Raw genomic sequence first — 19,490 nt, 5'->3', positions numbered from 1 at the left:
CGGTCAAGGTGATCGGTGATGGTTGCGGGAGGTGCTTGTGCGGCAAGTAGGGTCCCCGCATGGAAGATCACAGCGTATCCACTCGGTCACTGTGTGCAGTCGTCGGTCTCTCTGGTGAAACGTTCCTGAACGCGCTGCGCGCGGCCCTGTCGGGCAGTGGTCCCGCGCTCCTGCCCATCAGCGATCAACTGCCGGCCCCCGCGCGCGAAGCCCTTCTGGAGGCGCTCCGCCCCACGAGCATCCGGACGTCCGACGGCGAACAGCTCTGCCCGGGAGGTCTGCCGGTGAAGGCCGGGACGGCCCTGGTCATTCCGACGTCCGGGTCAACCGGATCACCCAAAGGAGTGGAGCTCACCGCACGGAGCCTGACCACTTCCGCCCGTCTGTCCCTGGCCCGGATCGACTCCGGAGACCGCGGGGCGCGCGGCGACCGCCGCGACCTCGGGACCCGCCGGGCCCCCTGGTTGTGCGCGCTGCCGGTCGACCACGTCTCCGGGATCCAGGTCCTGGTCCGCTGTCTGGTCAGCGAGACCCGGCCCGTCTTCCTCGACCGGTTCTCACCGGAAGCGGCCTTGGCCGAGGCCGAGGCCGGGTGCGCGCGGACCTCACTCGTGCCCACCCAGCTGCGCCGCCTGACCGCGCTGGGACGGGATCTTTCGGCGTTCCGGACGATCCTGCTCGGCGGGTCACGTGCGCCGGCCGGGCTGGTCGAGGAGGCGCGGCGCCTCGGCGCCCGCGTCATCTGCACCTACGGCATGACCGAAACCGCCGGCGGCTGCGTCTACGACGGTCTCCCCCTCGACGGCGTGCGGGTGACGACCGAGGCGGACTCCGGGCGGATCGTCCTGGCCGGGCCGACCCTGTTCTCCGGCTACCGCCTCGACCCGGGACGGACCCGCGAGGTGCTGGGCCCGGACGGATACCGCACGAGCGACACCGGACTCGTGGGACCGGACGGGCGGCTAACCGTCCACGGACGGCTGGACGACATCGTCATCAGCGGCGGCAAGAACATCTCCCCGGAGCCCGTCGCCGCGCTCCTGGAGGCCCACCCCGCGGTACGCGAGGCGGCGGTGACGGGGCGGCCCGACCCGGACTGGGGGCAGTGCCTGGTCGCCGCCGTCGTTCCCGCCGACCCCGCCAGGCCGCCGTCCGAGGACGAGCTGAGGACCTGGGTCCGCGAACGGCTCGCTCCCTGGGCAGCCCCGCGCCGCATCACGCTCCTGCCCGGCCTTCCCCGGCTCCACGGCGGGAAGACCGACATGCCCGCACTCACCGCCTTGCTCGACCGCGACCGCGCCCGCGCCCGCGCCCCCGACCTCAACCTCGACCTCGACCTCGACCTCGACATCCTCGAAAGGACATCATGAGCACGAAGAGCCATGTCCCCGGCCCCGCCTACGCCTTCGACAACTCCAACGAGCACGCCGCAGGCCAGCACGACAGTCTGGCCCGGCTCCTGGACCCCCTGACCTGCCGGCGGCTGGCCGCCACCGGCATCCGATCGGGCTGGCGCTGCCTGGAGGTCGGCGCCGGCGGCGGCAGCGTCGCCCTGTGGCTCGCCGCCCACGTCGCGCCGGGCGGAAGCGTCCTGGCCACGGACATCGCACCGCACCACATCCCCGATACGCCCGGACTGACCGTCCAGACCCACGACATCACCACAGACCCGCTTCCCGAGAGCACCCACGACCTCGTCCACGCCCGGTTCGTACTGAGCCACCTTCCCGACCGCCGGGCAGTCCTCGGCAGGCTCCTGCGCACGCTCAAGCCGGGCGGAGTCCTGCAGATCGACGAACTCGACACCACGCACTGGCCGGTCGTCACCGCGTACGACGAGCCGCACGCCCAGGCCTACACCGCTTACCGGGACACCCTCGTAGCCGTGCTCCGGCAGGCCGGCGCGGACCCCACCTGGGGTCCCGGCGTGGCTCCGGCTCTGGTCGACGCCGGCTTCACCGGGATCGATGCGCACTGCCACACCGAGGTCTGGGACCGGACCTCGCCGGGGGCCGCCCTGATGCTCAGCAACAGCCACCACCTCGAACCGGCGCTGCTGGGCGCCGGCCTGGACCGGGACACCCTGCACACCGCCCGCGCGGCCATGCGACACGACGCGTTCCGCGCGGTGTCCTTCACGGTGCACACCGTGCAGGCCCGCCGCCCGTGAATCCCCCGCCTGTCCCGCCCGTCCCGCAGCCCCTCCCCAGAAAGCGAGCGACCACCACTTGAGCAGCAGCACTCCGCTCGAGGTCACCACCGTCCGCATCCCCGACCCCGGCCCCCTCGCCGCCCTGGCCCCCGGACCGTCCAGCACCCTGTGGCTGCACCGCGGGGACGGGTTGGTGGCATGGGGGGAAGCCGCCCGTCTGGAGACGACCGGCCCCGACCGCTTCGACGAGGCGGACCGCCGGTGGCGGGAATGGGCAGCGGCGGCCGTGATCCACGACGAGGTCCGCCGACCCGGCAGCGGCCCCGTCGCCTTCGGCAGCTTCACCTTCGCAGCGGCGGGAACATCGGCGCTGGTGGTGCCCCGCGTACTGGTCGGCCGCCGCGACGGCGTCTCCTGGATGACCACGGTCGGGACACCCCCCGGCCCCGTCCCGAGGCAGCAACCCGCTCCGATGCCCCGGGCTACCTGGCCGCACGATCCGACAGCCAGAGCCCACTGGCAGCACGCCGTCGGCGAAGCCGTCCGGCGCATCCGCGACGGCGAGGCCCGCAAGATCGTCCTCGCCCGCCAAACCATCGCCGAACTCAGCCACGCCGCCGACCCGCGCACCCTTGCGTCCACCCTGTCCGACCGCTACCCGGACTGCTTCACCTTCGCCGTCGACGGCCTCACCGGTGCCACCCCCGAACTCCTCGTCCGCCGCACAGGACGGCACATCACCTCCCTCGTCCTGGCAGGCACGTCCTGGCCGGGCGGCGCCACCCCGATCGGCGCCGCGAAGAACGCCGAGGAACACGGCTACGCGGCAGCCTCCGCCACGGACGCGCTGCGGCCCTTCTGCGCCGAACTGCACCCCTGCGACCAGCCGGAACACCTCTACCTGCCGCACCTCACGCACCTGGCCACCCGCATCACCGGCACCCTGAACGAGAACGTGTCCTCACTCGCCCTCGCAGGGGCGCTCCACCCCACCGCGGCCGTGGGAGGCACACCCACCGCCCGCGCGCTCGACCTGATCCAAGCCCTGGAGAACTCCGACCGCGGCAGGTACGCGGCCCCGGTGGGCTGGCAGGACGCCCGGGGGGACGGCGAATGGTGCATCGCCCTGAGGTGCGCGGCCATCGAAGGCAACCGCTTACGGCTGTACGCGGGCTGCGGAATCGTGGCCGACTCCGATCCCGAAGCCGAGTGGCAGGAGACCGAGGTGAAACTGACCGCGATGCGCACCCTCTTCGAGGAACTCCTGCCCGCTCTCGGTTGAGGGCTCGCAGGGAATCGAGGTGTTGCTTCCCATGGGGGGCTCGTTGGCGCGCGGTATGCGCACGCAAAGGGACCCGGGCGGGCCTCGGCGGCCGCTTCCCGGTCGCTGAAGGCGATGGCGGCCGTGCCGCGCAGGGCGGCCAGGATGGAGTAGGCGAAGTCGCGCAGGAGCGGCACACGTCGGCCGAACACCTCGCGGGCCCGTTCACGGCGGCCCGCGGCCAGCAGGGCGAGTGCGGCGAGGGCTTCGTCGTGCGGCTGGTACCGCTCCCACACCGCGAGCAGCATGGGCAGGACCTCGGCGAGCCGGCCCTGCTGCAACCGGATACATCCGACGGCGAGGCCGGCCAGCCCGCTGACATCTACTCACGGCCGGTCAGCGAGGAGACTCCCCGCAGTTCGATCCTGTCCTGGAAGCGATCGGAGTGCCGAGGCTGGGCCTGGGGCGGCCGCGCGAGCGACCGGACCAGGTACGGGCCGACGAGGCATACGACTCCCCCGCAAGAACCGCGCCTACCTGCGTAGACGCGGTATCAAGGCGACGATCCGAGTCCCTGCTGACCGCGTCCGCAACCGGCGGAACCGGGGCTCGCGAGGCGGTCGGCCGCCGAAGTTCGACACGGCCGACCACAAGCAGCGGCACGCAGTCGAGTGCGGCATCAACCGGCTCAAGCGCCACCGCGCTGTCGCCACCAGGTACGACAGGCTCGCTGTCACGCTACGAAACGACCGTGCTGGTCGCAGTCCTTAACGAGTGGCTGCGACAGGCCTCCTGTTGAGACCATGCGCCGGTGAACTCAGGACTCCCCGCCGGATGGACGATCGAACGTGTCCGCGATCTTTCCGGAGACCCGAGCGCCGCCCCGCTCTCCTTCGATCGGCTCGTAGTCGTCGAGGCAGCCGGTCAGGGCGACTACGAGCCGCTCCGGCCCGATGTGATTCTCGCGTTCCACGATTTGTGCCTCGTGAGGGATGACGGTGAGTGGTTCATGGGGCAGCTCGACGATGACGGCTCGGTGATCTGCTGGGCCTCCTACGGATCCGACCTTGCCGAGGCCATCCGCAGTCTCTGAACGACGCCCCGCACCTTCAGCCACTTTCGCACCAGACCCTATGCCGTTTCGTTTGGAACTAGGCTTTGCAGCTCGCCGCCATGACCGGCTGACGGCGGTCGGCGGCCTGGATCACTGGAGGGAGGGTGACGGTGCACACCGTGCCGTGGTTGCACATAATTGAGAAGCAAGGCTCTCTGCCGGTCGATCTCCTTCTTCCCATGACCGGCAGGACGTACGTAGCGCGTCTCGACGGTCGGGAGATGCGTGACACGGACGCCGTGTTCCAGCAGTTCTACGACGGACTGAAGTTGTCTGATTACTTCGGGTGGAACTGGAATGCTCTGTCCGACTGTCTGCGTGATCTGACGTGGCTGTCTGCGGACCACTACGTATTGATCGTCGAGGCCACGGATGAGGCCCTGCCGGGCGATCCTTCCGAACAGCGGCTGCTCTTCAACACCCTGCTTCGGGCGGGACAGCGCTGGTCCTACACGCAGCGCCCCGAGGGCATCGAACTCGGCAGGCTCGTGATTGTCATGTCTTGTGACGCCTCGTCCGTCCCGTCCCTGAAGGGACGGCTGCAATCATGCTTGGAAGAGACGGCATCGTCATAGGGGCTCATCTCGCGGCCAGAGAAAGACGCCCGTGGCATGGAGCCCGACCAGGCAGGACATCGCGGTCTTCTCATAATGGGTTGCGATGCCGCGCCACTACTTCAGACGGTGATACACCGCTCAACTGTGTTGCGCTGCTTCCATGCCTCGCGGTCGAAGGCGGGCGGCCGACCGCCGCGGCTGCCTCGACGCAGCCGGTAGCCCCGCTGGTCCGAAGGGACGGGAATCACGGCCCGGGTCCCGCGCTTGCTCAGGTGGTCGCGAATGGCGCGTGCGGAGTACGCGCGTCCGCGGAGCACACCTGCCATCGGGCCGCGACGAGGCGCGGGGCAGCGGCCTACCGCGGGCCGGGCTCGCGGCGGCGCAGTTCGGCGGCGGCCGCCACGAGCTCGGCCAGGCGGGGGTCCTCGGCGCCGGCCGGAGTGCGCAGCTTGATGTGGCGGGCCAGCTTGCCCGTCCCCTCCAACAAGCCGCCTGCGTCGAGCCCGGCCAGGGCGACGCCGTCGCTGAACATCAGATTCACATGCGTGGCGTGCAGGACCAGCCCCGCGAACAAGCCCTTGTAGGTGCCGGGCGCGAACGTGAACCCGAGCATCCGCGCCGACACATCGACCTCCTCCAACGCGTCCGGCACCGCCCCGCGCACCACCTCCCGCGCCCGCCTGGCGATCACCGCCACCTCGGGAGACGCCGCGCCAAGCAGTTCCTGCCATGGGGACGGTCCGGAAACTTCTGAGATCATGACCGGACTTTAGTAGGGCCGGGGACTGCCGCGGCGGCTGACGCTCCGTCTCCAGCAGCCGCCGCCTCGAACCGATGGTTCGCCGGGGGCCCTGGCACAACTTCTGTGGTGACGGCCCGACGGCCGACGCTCCGTGCCACCGAACTCGGGGAACTGGCAGGTCCACAGGTTGGCCTGACGCCGACACCAGCACGTAACGGCCCGGCCGGCCGGCGCTCAGTGACGGTAGGCGGCTGCCGCAATCTCGATGAAGGATCGGATCAACGGGTTGGTGTCACCTTCGTTCCACACCGCCACCACTCGGCTCGGCGCCATGTCGGTCAGCGGCACCACGGCCAACTCCGCGGGCAGGTCGTGTCCGAGCGGGGCCAGGCCGACCGTGCCGTTCCACAGCACGGCCTGCAGGCATTCCTGAACGGCGCGCACCACCGGGCCCTCGCGCGGCCTGCCACCGTTCCAGTACGACTGCCAGATGGGGTCGGCGCCCTGCGGGAACTGAAACCAGCGGCGGTCGCTCAGGTCGGCCAGCCGCAGCCGGTCGCAGCGGGCCAGCGGATCGTCGGCGCGCAGGACTGCACCGACCGGATCGGTCCGCAGGACACGCACCGTCAGGCCGGTCTCGTTGAAGGGCGCCCGGGTCAGCGCGACGTCGACCAGTCCGGTGCGCAGCCCGCAGGTCGGGTCGGTCAGATCGGTGTCGCGGATGCGGATGTCGATGCCGGGGTGGGTTCGGCGGTAGGCGGCGGCCAGCCTGGACACTCCCGGGTCGGTGCCGTCACCCAGGATGCCGACGGTGATGATCGCGGCGCCGGCTGCCGCGCTCACGCGTACGCGCAGGCGGTCGGCATGGTCGAGCAGGGCCCGCGCCTCGTCGAGCAGCACCGCGCCCACCGGAGTGAGCGTGACGCCGGTCGGTGAGCGGGTGAACAGCAGGGCCCCGGCATCGGCCTCCAACCGCTTGATCGCACGGCTCAGCGGCGGCTGGCTCATGTGCAGTCGGGTGGCCGCCCGGCCGAAGTGGAGTTCCTCGGCGACGGCCACGAAATAGCGCAAGGTCCGTAGCTCCACGCTGCAACGATACCCGCAGGGTATCGGCGCTGCGGGGCGGGTCTTGGACACGGGCCTGCCCCCGGCGGTGCACTGCTTGGCATGACCGAAGAAGCAGAGGCCAACGTGCCGCAAGCCGTCCCCGTCGTGTCGGTAGTGGGTCCCGGCGATGGCGAGACGATCGTTCTGGGCACCACGCGCATGCGCGTTCTGGAGGACGGCAGCCACACCGGGCACCGCCTCGCGATCGCCGAGTCCGTCCTCGCCCCGCACACCCAAGGACCGCCGCAGCACCGCCACGCCCGGCACGACGAGGGCTTCTACATCCTCTCCGGAACCGTGCGGTTCACCGTCGGGGACGAGGACCGCGACGCCACCACGGGCACGCTCGTGATGGTTCCGCCCGGTACCCCGCACACCTTCGCCAACCCGACCGACCAACCCGCCGTCATGCTGAGCACCTTCACCCCTGACCTGTACGTGCAGTACTTCCGGGACCTCGGTGAGGAGCTCGCCGGCGGCCGGCCGTTGTCGCCCGAGGCCCATACCGACGCGATGAGCCGCTACGCGACCGAGCCGGCCACCGGCCTCGACTGAAGCAGTCCACGGGTCTGCGTGACCCGATCACCCATCACCCATCACCCCATGAACGGGAACCATGAACGTCGCCTACTGGATCGTCGCGGGACCGCTCTGCCTGTTCTACCTCTACGCGGGCACGCTGAAGGTAATCCGCAGCCCTGATCAGCTCAGGCCGATGATGTCCTGGGTCGACCGCATGCCCTTGCCCGCCCTGAGGGCGCTGGGGACGGTCGAAATACTCGGCGCGGCCGGCCTGGTCCTCCCACCGCTGACGGGCATCGCACTCCCACTGGCGCAGGTCGCGGCCGGCGGCTTCGTACTGCTCCAGGCAGGGGCGATCGCCGTCCACCTGACCGGCGAAGACCGCCGGATCGCACTCAACGTCGGGCTCACCATCACTGCGGGTGTGACCATCTGGCTGGCCACCGGGCTGTGACGGAGCACCGCCCGCGACGGGGGTGGCAGGGATCCGAACGATGGGCTCTGGCCACGTCACAGGCCGAAGGCGCCGCCCTCGATGAGGATGAGGAGGCCGATGGCGATCAGGACCAGGGGCAGGAGGATGTGGCCCCAGCGGGCGAGGGCCTTTGCGATGACCGGGCGGGTGGCGAAGTACCGGCCCGCGAAGCACCACACGGCCACCAGGGCGAGGAACACCACGGCGTACACGGTCATCCCGCCGATGCCGGCGGTGGCGAAGACGGGGACGTAGACGCCGATGTTGTCGCCGCCGTTGGCGAAGGTGACCGCGGCGACTTCCAGGGGGCTCGGCCCGCCCTCCTTGTCCTGCGCTTCCTCCTCGTCCGCTCCGCCTTCACGGTGGTCTTTCCATGCCTGCCAGGCGGCCTTGAGGCCCAGCGCCAGGGGGAGCAGGCCGAGGTAAGGGATGGCGGACTCGGGCAGGAAGGTGGCGCCGAATGCGGCGGCCACCGCCACGGCGAGGATCGCGGCGAAACCCAGGTACTGGCCCAGCACGATCCGGCGGGTGGAGCCACGGTGCCCGGCTCCCTGGGCGAAGAACAGCGACAGGATCAGGATGTCGTCGATGTTGGTCACGGCGAACAGCCCGGCCGCCTGCCCGATGATGCCCAGGTTCACGAGTTGATGCTCTCCTCCGTGGGGGGTGTTCCGCCGACGCTACCGGCACCTCGTAATGAGCCCTGGACGGGGCCGAGGAGCAGTGCCGTTCCTTCTCGTGCACATCGAACATGACGCGGTCGCGGCGCCTCCCGAAGCGCTGGACAATTGCCGTCGGAAACTCGTGAACATGCCAGGCGTACCGTGAAAGTGCGGGCGGCACGACCCCCGCCGCCGCTCCCGAAGGGCCCGGTGGGTGCCGGACGGGGGGCGAGCCGCACACGGGCGGGTCGGTGAGACGGGGTGCGGGGCGCTTGGCCGGCCCCGTATCGGCGCAAGGGAAATGGGCGGGGCCGGCGCACAGGGGCGGGGCGCCGACCCCAGGAGAGGCCGGCGGGTCGGGGGGGCTCTGGCGGCTGCGGTGTCGGGTGTTCGCGGCCAGCCGGACCTCAAAGGGACGGAGCCGACTCGACGCTGGTGACGCCGACACCACGTGCACCGCCGGACCGCGGCGCTCAGGTGCCCGGTAGCGTGCGCCGAGGCCGCTGGGTTCAAGGACAGGGAGGGACCAATGAGCGGGTTCACGGCGTGGCTCTTGCAGTACGTGCCGGATCAGGAGGCCGTCGGTGCACTGGCCAGGAAGGCCGCCGACCCTGACTGGCCCGAGGGCCCGGACCGGTTGCAGACCTTCACCGCGCACCTGGAGCGCAGCGGTGTCACCCGAACAACAATGCAGGACCTCACGGACGCCCGGGTCCACCACGCCTCCCGCTGACTGCCTGCGACCTCGCCCTGCCGCGCCCGCCTGGTCTCGGCTCTGGCGCCCGCGCCGGACCGTCGCACCGTCGCATCGTCCGGATGCAGCCCGGCCGACGTCGCCGGGGTGTGTTCCGCCCGTCAGGCGTCGAAGCGGTGGCGGGAAGCCTCGATGTGGCCGACATATTCCGTGGGTCCAGTCACAGAGTCCGTCGATCGTCACGCGTAGCGCCTGGCCCGGCTCGGTGACGGTGTACTCGACGCGCGGCGGTACAACGGGGTACACCGTCCGTTCGATCAGAACGTTGCGCTCGAACGACTGTTCCCAATCGCATGGAGATCATTCCCCGACTGCGCGCATAGCGCAATCATGCAGGCCTCCGGCCCTCCGAAGCAGTGCCGCTCCGCCGACCTGATCGGCTGCAGCGTCATGGGTTCTCGTTTCTCCACAGCGCGTCCGATGAGTTTGTGGCTCCCGGCCGGTCCAAGCTCGTGACACCCCAGGAAAGGACACCGCCATGTCGGAGCTTCTCATCGACTTCATCACCTCCCTCGACGGCCACGCTTCGGGAGAGGGATGGCCCGGGTTCTGGGGCCTCGAGGGCCCGGAGTACCTCGCATGGCTCGGCGAGCAGCCCGAGGCCACCTACCTGATGGGAGCGAACACCTACCGCCTGATGTCGGGCTTCGCCGCTGGCGAGGTCCCCAATGGCCAGGACGAGTTCAGGCCTGAAGAAGAGGCGTCCGTCGACGAGCTCACGCAAGCGTCCAAGGTGGTGTTCTCCTCCTCACTCGAGGAGCCACTGACGTGGGCCAACTCCACGCTCGTCCGCGACGACGCCGTAGAGACGGTCCGCGCCATGAAGTCGAGCGGCTCGGGGCTCCTCAGCACGATCGGCAGCCTCAGCCTGTGCCGGTCCCTGCTACGAGCTGGACTCGTCGACCGCTTCCGGGTCGTGATGTTCCCGGTGATCACCGGGGCCACGGGCGAAGAACGCATCTACGACGGCTATCCGGACGTTGCCCTCGAGATGATCGAGCACCGCACCTTTGACGGCAGCATCCAGCTGGTCGAGTACAAGCCCCGCGTGCTCGAGCACCCGCCGCTCGGCGTACCTGCGTGACGTCGCCCCGTCGGCGCCGGTCTGGACGACCGCCAGGCTGGCGCCGGCGGGCGCGGAGCAAGACCTGCGGCTGAGTGAGCTGGCTGCCTCGAACGCTGATGTCAGAGGCCTGCTGGACAATCCGTTCCGTGAGCCCGCACCGCAGTTGGGAAGACCCGGAGCGGGCTCGGCGCAGGCTGAAGCATTCTGAGGGGGACGGTTTGGAAGACCAACGGGCAGCGGATGATCTCACCTTGCGCCTTGATGAGCTGGCGGCCGGACTCACGGATCCGGACTGCGACCTCGACGACCTTGCAGAAATCGAAGTGGAGCTCGTAGTTGCCCGGCGGCGGGAGTTGATTCCGCACCTGGAACGGCATCTCGCGGCAGCCGTGGAAGCGGGCAACTGGTACGCCCGTCATGTGCTCGCCCGGATTCTGGCCGAGACCGCCGGCAACACGTCCCTTGCCGCCCTGTTGCGGGCCTACTCCCGCAGTCTGGGTGACGACCAGGACTCCCTCTCGACGAGGCTCCATGTACTCGCGCAGGAGGACCCCGCCGCCGCGCGCGAAATCCTCCTGCCGTGCGCCGTTGGCAACGATGCGGACCTTCGCAGGGCGGCAATCTGGCTGCTCGGCTTCGTCCCCGAACCAGCCGATCTCAACCTGCTGGCCCAAGCTGCGCAGGACTCGGACGAAGGAGTCCGCAGCGCGGTCGCGGGCACGCTCGGCAGCCACGGGACAGGGCCGGCGGCCATCGACCTGCTGTTGAACCTGCTGGACGCCCCCTCCCCGCAGGTGCGCATCTCCGCCCTCAGCTCCCTCGGGTTCCTTCAGCAACCCAGAGCCCTGCCGAAGATCCGTTTGCTCGCGAACGACGACAACCCCCGTGTTCGAGCCTGGGTCGCGATCGCCTTGGGCCGCTTTCCCTCCCTAGAGCCCGCAGACCCCGCCACATCGGCCGTGCTCGATTATCTGGCAGCAGACGCTAACCCGTACGTTCGTGACCAGGCAACCGAGGCACGTCAGCGGAAGCCGCTTCGCGGCTGACGAGGCGTGCGCTCTATGCGGCGCCGGCCAGGTCCGGTCGCCGGGGCTGGGCTGTACATTGCGTTGGCCGCGGATGAGGGCCCCCACAACGTCGAGGCGACCGTGGGCGAGCGCGAGAATCGCTTGGCCCGGGTGAGGGTTCTGAGCGCGGCCTCGCATGGGTGAGCCGGACCATGGAACGGAGCACGCCGCGAGGGCGCCGGTCCAATGAGCGCCGCCCCAGCCCTGGAGCCCTGGCGTACTCAGCGCCAGGGCCCCTTCCCCTCTCGTTCTCTCCGTGACGGCCGGGCGCAGGACAGGTCGATCTCGCTTGCGACGGAGCACGATCCCAGCCGCGCCACCGACACCGGCTACGAGCAGTGAACGGTCTCCGCGCGTGCGACCGGATACGCGGCACCGGAACATGCGGGCCTGCCAGTCGCGAGGGCCCGCTCGCACCGTGGTGGTCTGTGGCCCCGTCAGTACGTGGGGCAGAGGTTGGTCTGCACGGCGGCGAGGATGAAGGCGGCCTTGGTGGGGCCGAAGCCGTCCGGGTGGTTGGGGCTGATGAAGCGCCGGTTCGTGGACTCGACACGCTTGGTCGGGTCCTTCTCGTCCTTCATCGACTGGCACTGGTTCAGCCCGCGGCTGATGGCTTTGTCGTCCTTGCCGTTGACGATCTCGGGGTCGATCTTGTTGAGCGCGGCGAGGTAGATGGCGCGCTGTTCAGGGGCGGGGCTGGGCGGGATGCCGGCGGCTGCGGCTGCGGAGCTGAGCGCCTCTGGGGCGGTGCTCGACTGCGATGCGGACGGCGGGGCGGCGACCTTGTCGTCGGGCTTGGGCTCGCTGGTGACGGCCTCGGAGCAGCCGGTGAGGGCGAGGAGGCCGGCGGCGGCGAGGAGGGTGATGGCGTGGTGTGTGCGCATCGCATCATGGTGTCGGCGCCAGGACCCGTATGGGTGGGATGTGACTGATCCGTGACGCACGCGCAGGGCCTGACGAGCCGTCCGAGGAGGGCGGCTGCATCGGGCGCGGTCAGGCGCGGAGTGCGGCAGGAGTGGGAGCCGGAGGACTTGATCGAGGTCTGGACGCTGTCTGGAGGAGGACCGGGAGCGGCTTCGGAGCGAGTTGGGGGCGGCGAACCGGCTGGGTTTCGCGCTGTTGCTGAAGTCCTTCGGCTTCCGAAGAACTGGCGAGGAACACGGAACGGACCGGGGCGCCCCATACGTTGAGCAGGGCGGGGCCACGCCGTGCGCACCCGACGAGCACCGAAGGGATGGGGGGACGCGTGCCGCAACAGAGCCGCTCCGCGCGCCTGGCCGCGTCCGCGCTGACCCTCGTCGTCACCGTCCTCGCGCTGTTCGTCCCGGCGGCCGGGGCGCAGGGCATGCCCGTGCCCGCCGACAGGCCGCTCGCCCACCACACGGTGGCGGGGCACGTCGGACCAGGGGCAGCACCGGACGACGTCCCGGCGCGGCAAGTCGCGGTCACGCCCCGACCGGACGCCCACATCCCGGGCCCGCAACCTGCGGGCCCCGCGCGTACGGCCGTCGACACGGCCCCGCGCCGCGCCCTGGGCGGGCCCGACGCGGGGCCCGCCACCGTACTCGCGCCGCCGCGCAGGCCGTTCGAGTCCGCCGCCCCGCGCGGCCCGCCCCACCGATGAGCACGCAGACCGTCATCGACGCCTGACCCTTCTGACCCTGCGCACACCGCGCGGGGCAGGTCACGCGTCCCTCCGTCCTGCCCTCATCGTGGAGTACGCATGTCTCGGACACCCTTGTCCCGCCCACCCTTGTGGAGGGCGATCGTCGCGCTGGCAGCCGTCGCGCTGTCCCTCTACATCGCCCTCACCCAATCCGCCCGCCTCGGCCTCGATCTGCGCGGCGGCACCCAGATCGTCCTGGAGACCCGGGACTCACCCACCGTCAAGGCCGACGCCGCGTCCACCGACCGCGCTCTGGAGGTCCTGCGGCAGCGCGTCGACGCCCTCGGCGTCTCCGAACCCGGCATCGCCCGCTCCGGCGAGAAGCGGATCATCGTCGAACTGCCCGGAGTGCAGGACCCGCGCAAGGCCGCCGAGGTCATCGGCCGCACCGCACAGCTCACGGTCCACCCCGTGACGGGGGCGACGGCCGACCAGGGCTCCGCGATGCCCGAGGCCGACGGATCACGCACCCTGCCCGACCCGGACCGGCCGGGCAACCACCTGAAGCTGGGCCCCACCGCCCTCACCGGCGAGGGGGTCGAGGACGCCGAGGCGATCCTGGACCAGCAGTCGCTCGGCGGCTGGATGGTCGCCCTTGACTTCCGCAAGGGCGCGGGCGACACCTGGGCGAAGATCACTTCGGACGCGGCCTGCGCGCCTCAGGGCGCTCCGGAACGCCGCGTCGTCATCACCCTCGACAACAAGATCATCTCAGCACCCGGCGTCACCGCGGACGTGGCGTGCGGGACCGGTATCGCCGGCGGCTCCACGCAGATCAGCGGCGGCTTCAGCCGGGCCGAGGCACGCGAGCTGGCGGCGCTCGTGAAGGGCGGCGCGCTGCCGGTGCCCCTCGACGTCGTGGAGCAGCGCACGGTCGGCCCGACGCTCGGCGCCGACGCCATCGAGGCGAGCACCAAGGCCGCCCTCATCGGCATCGCCCTGACCGCACTGTTCATCACCGTCGTCTACCGCCTCCTTGGCGCGCTCGCCGCCGTGGCCCTCGGGCTGTACGGCCTCATCTCGTACGCCGCTCTGGTGGCTCTCGGCGCGACGCTCACGCTGCCGGGGCTCGCCGGGTTCGTGCTGGCGGTCGGCATGGCGGTGGACGCGAACGTCCTGGTCTTCGAACGGGCCAGGGAGGAATACCTGGGCGTGCGTTCCAAGGACCTGGCGAAGCCGGTGAAGACCGGCTTCGCCAAGGCGTGGAGCGCGGTGATCGACTCGAACGTGACGACTCTGCTCGCCGCGGGCTTGCTGTTCTTCTTCGCCACGGGCCCGGTCAAGGGCTTCGGGGTCACCCTGTGCATCGGCGTCCTGGCATCGATGCTCACGGCGCTCGTGATCACCCGCGCGCTCGCGGACTTCGCCGTCGCCCGCAGCTTCGTACGCAAGCGCCCCGGTCTGACGGGCATCGCCTCGACGGGACGGGTCCGCACATGGCTGTCCCGCCGCAACCCGGACCTGGTCCGCCACCGTCGCCGCTGGCTCGGCGCGAGCGCACTCCTGGTGGCGGTGGCCGTCGCAGGAATCCTCATCCGCGGCCTGGACTTCGGCGTGGAGTTCACCGGCGGCCGCCTCGTCGAGTACAGCACCAGCAGGTCCGTCGACGCGGACACGGCCCGGAACGCCGTGTCCGACGCGGGGTTCCCACGCGCGGTGGTGCAGGAGTCCGGCGACGGCGACATCACCGTACGCACGGAGAAGCTCACCGACGACGAACAGCAGCGCGTCAAGGCGGCCTTGGAGGGGCCCGGCGGAACCGTCACAGTGGAGCGTGACGAACAGATCGGCCCGAGCCTCGGCAGCGAACTGCGCCACAAGGCGCTCCTGGCCCTGGGCATCGCGGTGGCCGCCCAGCTGATCTACCTCAGCGTGCGGTTCCGCTGGACCCTGGCGGCAGCGGCAGTCTCTGCGATGGTCCACGACGTCCTCCTCGTGGTGGGCCTGTTCGCCTGGCTGGGCAGGCCGGTGGACAGCGTCTTCCTGGCGGCGCTGCTCACAGTGATCGGCTACTCCGTGAACGACACGGTGGTCGTCTTCGACCGCGTCCGCGAAGCGCGCCGCCGAGACCCCCGAGGCGACCTGGAGAAAACGGCCAACCACGCGGTGGTCCAGACACTCCCGCGCACGGTGAACACGGGTATGGGAGCCCTGTTCATCCTGACCGCACTGGCGGTACTGGGCGGCGACTCGCTGGCGGACTTCTCCGTGGCGCTGATCGCGGGCGTCCTGGTCGGCATCGCCTCGACCATCTTCACCGCGGTCCCGATCGCGATCGCCCTGGAACACCGCAACCCGACACCCCCACCGGCACGGGACCGTCGCGCCGCGAAGGAAGTCCCTGACGAGTACGTCCCGTTGGAGGCGCGGAGGAAGAAGGAGAGGGGGACGGGGGCGGTCGTCTGAGCCCGCGAGGACGGTCCTGATATCCGCCTTCGGACCGGCTCGGGAGCCCAGCTCGGACGGGGGTTCGGCGCACCCGTGCACATGGGGTCCTGGCAGGTCAGCGGACAGCCACCGGGATCGCGGGAGAGTCCACCCACACCGTGGTGGCGAGCTCTGCGCTGCTCAGGCCGTACAGGTCGATGCCCGGCCGCCCGCGGTGATCGTCCCATAGGCGTCGGGGCCCGTCCGGGCAACGGTGAAGGTCTCGCCTGGTACAGCGAGGCCGATGTGGAAGTCGGCGTCGAGGTCACCGCCCGCGACCGCCCACGGCGACACCGTTGTGCGCGAGTGCTCCAGTGTGCCTTTCCCGCCCGCAGGCGGGGAAGGCACGGGCGCCGGGCGCGCTCAGCCGAAGCGGTTGATCTTGGGGAACTTCGCGGTGGTGTCGACGTAGTACTTGCTGGCCAGCGAGCCGGAGCCGCCTTCCTCGTCGCCGAGGATCATCGACTTGACGACCCTCAGGCTCTTCGGCGCGGTGAACTGCTCCCGCTCCCCCGACCAGCGCCTTCCGCGCCGCCCGGGACTCCGCCGTGGCGCTGACGTCCGGGTCGAGGCCCAGATAGTAGACCCGGTCGTCGGCGTCCTTCCCGACAGCCAGGAAGACGATCACGTGGAATCCGCTGGTGAACTTGCTCTTGGCCCCGCCCACGTGCTCGGCCGGACCGTTGACGTACACGGCGCGCTCCGACTTGAGGCCGTGTCGATGCCGGCCCACGCCGCCGAGACACGGATCACCGACCCGAGGTGGCCGGGCGTGAAGAGCCCGTCCTTCCCGGGGCTCAGCAGAGCGCCGGGGCAGGTGGCATTGCTCGATGCGGAAGGTGGATCACCTCCGCCGGACCCCGGAGTGCAGCCAGAACGGGATCCCTGCATGACGGTGTGGTCGGCGAAGCCAGTAGGTGGGACACCCATGTTCGAGGCCGTCGTCCGTCCAGCTCTTGCACGCGGCGAGCCACAGGCGGCCGAACCCACAAGGCGTGGTACATGCATCCGAAGAACACCTCAAGGCAAGTACAAAGCCCGTTGCAAGACCCGTGGCTCCGCATAGGTTACATCCGGCAACAGCACTGGTCCCCAGATCTGGTCCGCAACCTGGCGTCGCCAGACATCGCCATGGATCCACCCCGCGCACAGACGCCGCAGCCAAGCCCTCGGGGGAAGAGACCGCAGTTCCGTTCTATCGTCATGGACCGGGATCATGCTCGGCGGCGCGCTGCCAGGCGTGGTAGCCGGCGATGGCCGTCGGTAGGGTCGGGTACACGTGGTTCGCCCCAACTGCTGCCGTGAGGCCGTAGGCGTCGAGGAGTTCGCGAAGCTCCTGCTTGACACGGGCGAATGCGAACACGATGTCCCGATCGACGAGTTCGGCACGCAGGGCCTCGACTGCGTCAAGGGCGGTGATGTCGACCTCGACGTTGGCCTCGGTGTTCAGGACGAACCAGTGGACCGGTCCCTCCTGCACAGCGACGGCCGCCAGTGCACGGCGGCGGAAGTCTTCGGCGTTCGCGAAGAACAGCGGAGAGTCGTAGCGATAGATGAGCAGGCCGGGGACGGTGCGGGCGGTCGGGTAGTCGTCGACGTCGTGCATGCCTGCCAGGCCCGGCACGAACCCCAGGATGGCATCGTGCGGACGAGCAACCCTTGCGAGCAGATCGATGACGGAGAAGGCCACCGCGACCAGGACCCCGTACAGGATGCCCAGGGCAAGGACGCCGAAGGTGCAGCCGATGGCCAGGAGTAGTTCGCGCCGGCGGAAGGATGCCAGCCTGCGGAACTCGCCCACCTCGATCAGGCGTACGGCGGCGTAGACGACGATCGCGCCGAGGGCGGCGGAGGGCGTGTGGGCGAGCAGTGGGCCGAGGAAGAGCAGCACAGCGGACACGCAGGCGGCGCCGACCAGCGAGTACGCCTGGGTATGGGCTTCCGAGGAATCCGCGAGGGCGGTTCGGCTGGCACTGCTGCTGACCGGAAAGCCGTGTAGGACTCCGGCGCCGATGTTCGCCGCGCCGAGGGCGAGCAGCTCGCGGTTGGGGTCCAGGGGGTGCGGGTCGTCGTGCCGTGCGAAGGCGCGTGCGGTCAGGACGACATCGGTGTAGCCGACCAGCAGAACGCCGAGAGCTGGCAGGACCAGGTCGGCGAGGTCAGTCAGCTGGGGCAGGGCGAAACCCGGCAAGCCGGTCGGGACCGCGCCGATGATGTCGATTCCCTGGACTTCGTCCAGTGCGAAGACCGCCACCACCGCTGTTGCGAGAACGAGGGCAACGAGTGGTCCGGGCAGAGCACGCCACCGCAGAGGCAGGGTGAACAGCAGGAGCAGGCAGCCCGCGGCCATTACGGTCGTGGGCCAGTGCAGGTCGCCGATGTGGCGGAGGAACGAGAAGAGCTGGGGGAAGAACCCCGATCCGCTGCCGATGGTCCCGGTGAGGCGGGGCAGCTGATCCACGATCATGATGAAGGCAACTCCGGCCAGGTATCCGACGAGCACGGGCCTGGAGAGAAGGTCGGCCAGGAAGCCGAGCCGGACGGCCCACGCGACCAAACAGAGCAGGCCGACGACGAGGGCCAGAGCTGCCGCGAGCCCCGCGTAACGCGCGGGGTCGCCGGCAGCGAGCGGCCCGACGGCCACGGCGGTCATGAGGGCGGTGGTCGACTCCGGCCCGACGGACAGGAGGCGCGAGGTGCCGCTCAGGGCGTAGAGGACCATGGCCGGCAGGACGGCCCACAAGCCGACGACCGGGGGAAGACCGGCCACGCCCGCATAGGCCATGACCTGGGGGACCAGGTAGGCGGCGACGGTGATCCCGGCCAGGGCGTCGCCCCGTAGCCAGCTCGTCCGGTAGCCGCGGAAGGCGGGCGGGATCGCAGTGCGCCGTCCGTGCTGCGGCATGGCACCTCCGGAACTCCACGCGGGCTGTGGTCACATCGTGCCCGGCGGAGGGCTGCAAGGAGGTGAAGCGCGCGCGTGAGCCGACCGCTACGTTCTGCTCTTTCGCAGACGGAAGCCGGTGACGATGTCGGGCCTGATGCGGATCGCGCCCGACGCAGTGCCCTCGACCCAAGGCCGGAGGTGATGCGCGTAGCGTTCGATCTCGCCGGGGGCGGTGACGACGGTGGCGTAGCCGGTGGCGACCACGCTCCACCCCACGCGTTCGCCTTGATCGATGACGTCGGCTTCGTACGCGACGACCACCCCCGCATCGCTCTGGGCTGCGAGCACGGCTGCCAACGTCGAGCCGTCCTGTACCTGGACAATGATGTCGCCGGCGTCGAGAAGGTGGTTGACCGGACGCACGGCGGGCAGCGCGTGACGGGTGAACACGATCCGGCCCAGTTCGACGGTGCCCAGCAACTGCAGCGCCTCGTCCGCGCTGAGCTCTTCCATCTGTCGTCCGGGCATGCTGACGGCAGGCGAGCTGGGGGTCGTAACGGGCGGGTCGCTCTTCATCGTGTGCATCCTTGGTCAAGCGGGCGGGGCACTGGCGCCCTTGACCTCTGTCGGCTTCTCAAAAGGGCATGGGCCCAGGGGCATGGCCTCGCAGCACCGCGAGCCGCCGGCTGTGTTCCTCGTCGTCGATCTCGCCTCTGGCGAATCGTTCCACGAGAAGCCTCACGGCCCCCTTGTCGGAGGCCGGGTTCGGCGCGGGTGCTGTGCGCCCGTCCGCTCCGTCCCGCCTGAGGGCGCGGACCACGGGAGCGGGTGAGGGACACGGCGAACCATCCCCAGGCCCGCGTGCCATGGCCATTCCAGTACATCGCGCACCTACCGGGTTGACGGGGTCGACGGCCGCGTGCCGGCCATCTGCTGCCAGGATCTCCGGCTGCACCAACCCCGGGCATGGGCCGGTCGGCCCACAGTCGGGGCCACAGGGCCCATGCCCGGGACCGGCGGGAACGTCAAGA

18 protein-coding genes and 2 pseudogenes are annotated in these 19,490 nt (G+C 70.3%); 13 read left to right on the top strand and 7 right to left on the bottom strand.

The genetic code is table 11. From position 1 onward, the window contains the following. The first annotated feature begins 59 nt into the window (after positions 1–59). From AC07B0_RS35145 to AC07B0_RS35120, 6 genes and pseudogenes are all read left to right on the top strand, one after another. On the top strand, positions 60–1,370 hold the full coding sequence (locus AC07B0_RS35145; RefSeq protein ID WP_478899982.1) for an AMP-binding protein: 1,311 nt from the start codon (positions 60–62) through the stop codon (positions 1,368–1,370). Beyond that, positions 1,367–2,170, top strand: coding sequence for a class I SAM-dependent methyltransferase (locus tag AC07B0_RS35140; RefSeq protein WP_356878610.1), 804 nt, complete (start codon positions 1,367–1,369; stop codon positions 2,168–2,170). The genes AC07B0_RS35145 and AC07B0_RS35140 overlap by 4 nt, the downstream gene beginning before the upstream one ends. Positions 2,171–2,228: 58 nt before the next feature. Next, positions 2,229–3,434 carry an isochorismate synthase gene (locus AC07B0_RS35135; protein WP_356878612.1) on the top strand — a complete coding sequence of 402 codons (1,206 nt, stop codon included), beginning with the start codon at positions 2,229–2,231 and terminating at the stop codon, positions 3,432–3,434. Between the two features lie 361 nt (positions 3,435–3,795). Further along, positions 3,796–4,212 (top strand): annotated as a pseudogene (locus AC07B0_RS35130) (transposase); the annotation flags it as partial. A gap of 12 nt (positions 4,213–4,224) precedes the next feature. Next, entirely contained in the window at positions 4,225–4,506 is a 282-nt protein-coding gene (locus tag AC07B0_RS35125; protein WP_469378604.1) for a hypothetical protein, read from the top strand. 125 nt (positions 4,507–4,631) lie between these two features. Continuing rightward, complete coding sequence (locus AC07B0_RS35120) at positions 4,632–5,102, top strand: barstar family protein (protein ID WP_478899980.1); 471 nt, start codon at positions 4,632–4,634, stop codon at positions 5,100–5,102. A gap of 337 nt (positions 5,103–5,439) precedes the next feature. Here the strand turns inward: AC07B0_RS35120 and AC07B0_RS35115 are convergent, their stop codons facing one another. Both AC07B0_RS35115 and AC07B0_RS35110 read right to left on the bottom strand, forming a co-directional pair. After that, the gene (locus AC07B0_RS35115; RefSeq protein WP_469378602.1) at positions 5,440–5,844 is read right to left on the bottom strand and encodes a hypothetical protein; all 405 of its coding nucleotides are present in this window, start codon (positions 5,842–5,844) and stop codon (positions 5,440–5,442) included. Between the two features lie 216 nt (positions 5,845–6,060). Then, positions 6,061–6,897 (bottom strand): LysR family transcriptional regulator, encoded by an 837-nt coding sequence (locus AC07B0_RS35110; RefSeq protein WP_469378658.1) that lies wholly within the window; start codon positions 6,895–6,897, stop codon positions 6,061–6,063. Positions 6,898–6,993: 96 nt separating this feature from the next. On the opposite strand from AC07B0_RS35110, the gene AC07B0_RS35105 reads away from it, so the two are divergent. Beyond that, positions 6,994–7,488, top strand: coding sequence for a cupin domain-containing protein (locus tag AC07B0_RS35105; protein ID WP_469378601.1), 495 nt, complete (start codon positions 6,994–6,996; stop codon positions 7,486–7,488). A 61-nt stretch (positions 7,489–7,549) separates the two neighbouring features. Further along, entirely contained in the window at positions 7,550–7,909 is a 360-nt protein-coding gene (locus AC07B0_RS35100) for a DoxX family protein (protein ID WP_469378599.1), read from the top strand. Between the two features lie 56 nt (positions 7,910–7,965). Here AC07B0_RS35100 and AC07B0_RS35095 read toward each other — a convergent pair whose 3' ends face one another. Next, positions 7,966–8,571: a cadmium resistance transporter gene (locus AC07B0_RS35095; RefSeq protein WP_356878622.1), complete on the bottom strand. Its 606-nt coding sequence runs from the start codon at positions 8,569–8,571 to the stop codon at positions 7,966–7,968. Between the two features lie 550 nt (positions 8,572–9,121). On the opposite strand from AC07B0_RS35095, the gene AC07B0_RS35090 reads away from it, so the two are divergent. Continuing rightward, on the top strand, positions 9,122–9,325 hold the full coding sequence (locus AC07B0_RS35090) for a hypothetical protein (RefSeq protein WP_469378597.1): 204 nt from the start codon (positions 9,122–9,124) through the stop codon (positions 9,323–9,325). A 122-nt stretch (positions 9,326–9,447) separates the two neighbouring features. On the opposite strand, the pseudogene AC07B0_RS35085 reads toward AC07B0_RS35090, so the two are convergent. Then, positions 9,448–9,619 (bottom strand): annotated as a pseudogene (locus AC07B0_RS35085) (winged helix-turn-helix transcriptional regulator); the annotation flags it as partial. Between the two features lie 205 nt (positions 9,620–9,824). Here AC07B0_RS35085 and AC07B0_RS35080 point away from each other — a divergent pair. Further along, positions 9,825–10,430, top strand: a complete 606-nt coding sequence (locus tag AC07B0_RS35080; RefSeq protein WP_469378595.1) for a dihydrofolate reductase family protein — start codon at positions 9,825–9,827, stop codon at positions 10,428–10,430. A 128-nt stretch (positions 10,431–10,558) separates the two neighbouring features. Beyond that, positions 10,559–11,458 (top strand): HEAT repeat domain-containing protein, encoded by a 900-nt coding sequence (locus AC07B0_RS35075; protein WP_478899977.1) that lies wholly within the window; start codon positions 10,559–10,561, stop codon positions 11,456–11,458. Positions 11,459–11,916: 458 nt separating this feature from the next. Here the strand turns inward: AC07B0_RS35075 and AC07B0_RS35070 are convergent, their stop codons facing one another. Continuing rightward, positions 11,917–12,363, bottom strand: a complete 447-nt coding sequence (locus tag AC07B0_RS35070) for a DUF732 domain-containing protein (RefSeq protein WP_469378591.1) — start codon at positions 12,361–12,363, stop codon at positions 11,917–11,919. A gap of 362 nt (positions 12,364–12,725) precedes the next feature. Between AC07B0_RS35070 and AC07B0_RS35065 the strand changes: the two genes are divergently transcribed. Together AC07B0_RS35065 and secD are read left to right on the top strand one after the other, a co-directional pair. Continuing rightward, entirely contained in the window at positions 12,726–13,103 is a 378-nt protein-coding gene (locus tag AC07B0_RS35065; protein ID WP_469378589.1) for a hypothetical protein, read from the top strand. Between the two features lie 99 nt (positions 13,104–13,202). Then, complete coding sequence (gene secD / locus AC07B0_RS35060; RefSeq protein ID WP_469378587.1) at positions 13,203–15,551, top strand: protein translocase subunit SecD; 2,349 nt, start codon at positions 13,203–13,205, stop codon at positions 15,549–15,551. Between the two features lie 1,222 nt (positions 15,552–16,773). Here the strand turns inward: secD and AC07B0_RS35055 are convergent. Together AC07B0_RS35055 and AC07B0_RS35050 are read right to left on the bottom strand one after the other, a co-directional pair. Beyond that, positions 16,774–18,477, bottom strand: coding sequence for a SulP family inorganic anion transporter (locus AC07B0_RS35055; protein ID WP_478899974.1), 1,704 nt, complete (start codon positions 18,475–18,477; stop codon positions 16,774–16,776). A gap of 87 nt (positions 18,478–18,564) precedes the next feature. Next, positions 18,565–19,035 carry a pyridoxamine 5'-phosphate oxidase family protein gene (locus AC07B0_RS35050; RefSeq protein ID WP_469378583.1) on the bottom strand — a complete coding sequence of 157 codons (471 nt, stop codon included), beginning with the start codon at positions 19,033–19,035 and terminating at the stop codon, positions 18,565–18,567. Between the last annotated feature and the right edge of the window lie 455 nt (positions 19,036–19,490).

Source organism: Streptomyces sp. NPDC044704 (assembly GCF_056433525.1).
This window is presented reverse-complemented; position numbering and strand designations above follow the sequence as displayed.

Excerpts from the sequence above, each read along its gene's own strand:
- AC07B0_RS35145 (WP_478899982.1), top strand. The coding sequence starts at position 60 with ATGGAAGATCACAGCGTATCCACTCGGTCACTGTGTGCAGTCGTCGGT.
- AC07B0_RS35140 (WP_356878610.1), top strand. The coding sequence starts at position 1,367 with ATGAGCACGAAGAGCCATGTCCCCGGCCCCGCCTACGCCTTCGACAAC.
- AC07B0_RS35115 (WP_469378602.1), bottom strand. The coding sequence starts at position 5,844 with ATGATCTCAGAAGTTTCCGGACCGTCCCCATGGCAGGAACTGCTTGGC.
- AC07B0_RS35105 (WP_469378601.1), top strand. The coding sequence starts at position 6,994 with ATGACCGAAGAAGCAGAGGCCAACGTGCCGCAAGCCGTCCCCGTCGTG.
- AC07B0_RS35100 (WP_469378599.1), top strand. The coding sequence starts at position 7,550 with ATGAACGTCGCCTACTGGATCGTCGCGGGACCGCTCTGCCTGTTCTAC.
- AC07B0_RS35090 (WP_469378597.1), top strand. The coding sequence starts at position 9,122 with ATGAGCGGGTTCACGGCGTGGCTCTTGCAGTACGTGCCGGATCAGGAG.
- AC07B0_RS35080 (WP_469378595.1), top strand. The coding sequence starts at position 9,825 with ATGTCGGAGCTTCTCATCGACTTCATCACCTCCCTCGACGGCCACGCT.
- AC07B0_RS35070 (WP_469378591.1), bottom strand. The coding sequence starts at position 12,363 with ATGCGCACACACCACGCCATCACCCTCCTCGCCGCCGCCGGCCTCCTC.
- secD (WP_469378587.1), top strand. The coding sequence starts at position 13,203 with ATGTCTCGGACACCCTTGTCCCGCCCACCCTTGTGGAGGGCGATCGTC.
- AC07B0_RS35055 (WP_478899974.1), bottom strand. The coding sequence starts at position 18,477 with ATGCCGCAGCACGGACGGCGCACTGCGATCCCGCCCGCCTTCCGCGGC.
- AC07B0_RS35050 (WP_469378583.1), bottom strand. The coding sequence starts at position 19,035 with ATGAAGAGCGACCCGCCCGTTACGACCCCCAGCTCGCCTGCCGTCAGC.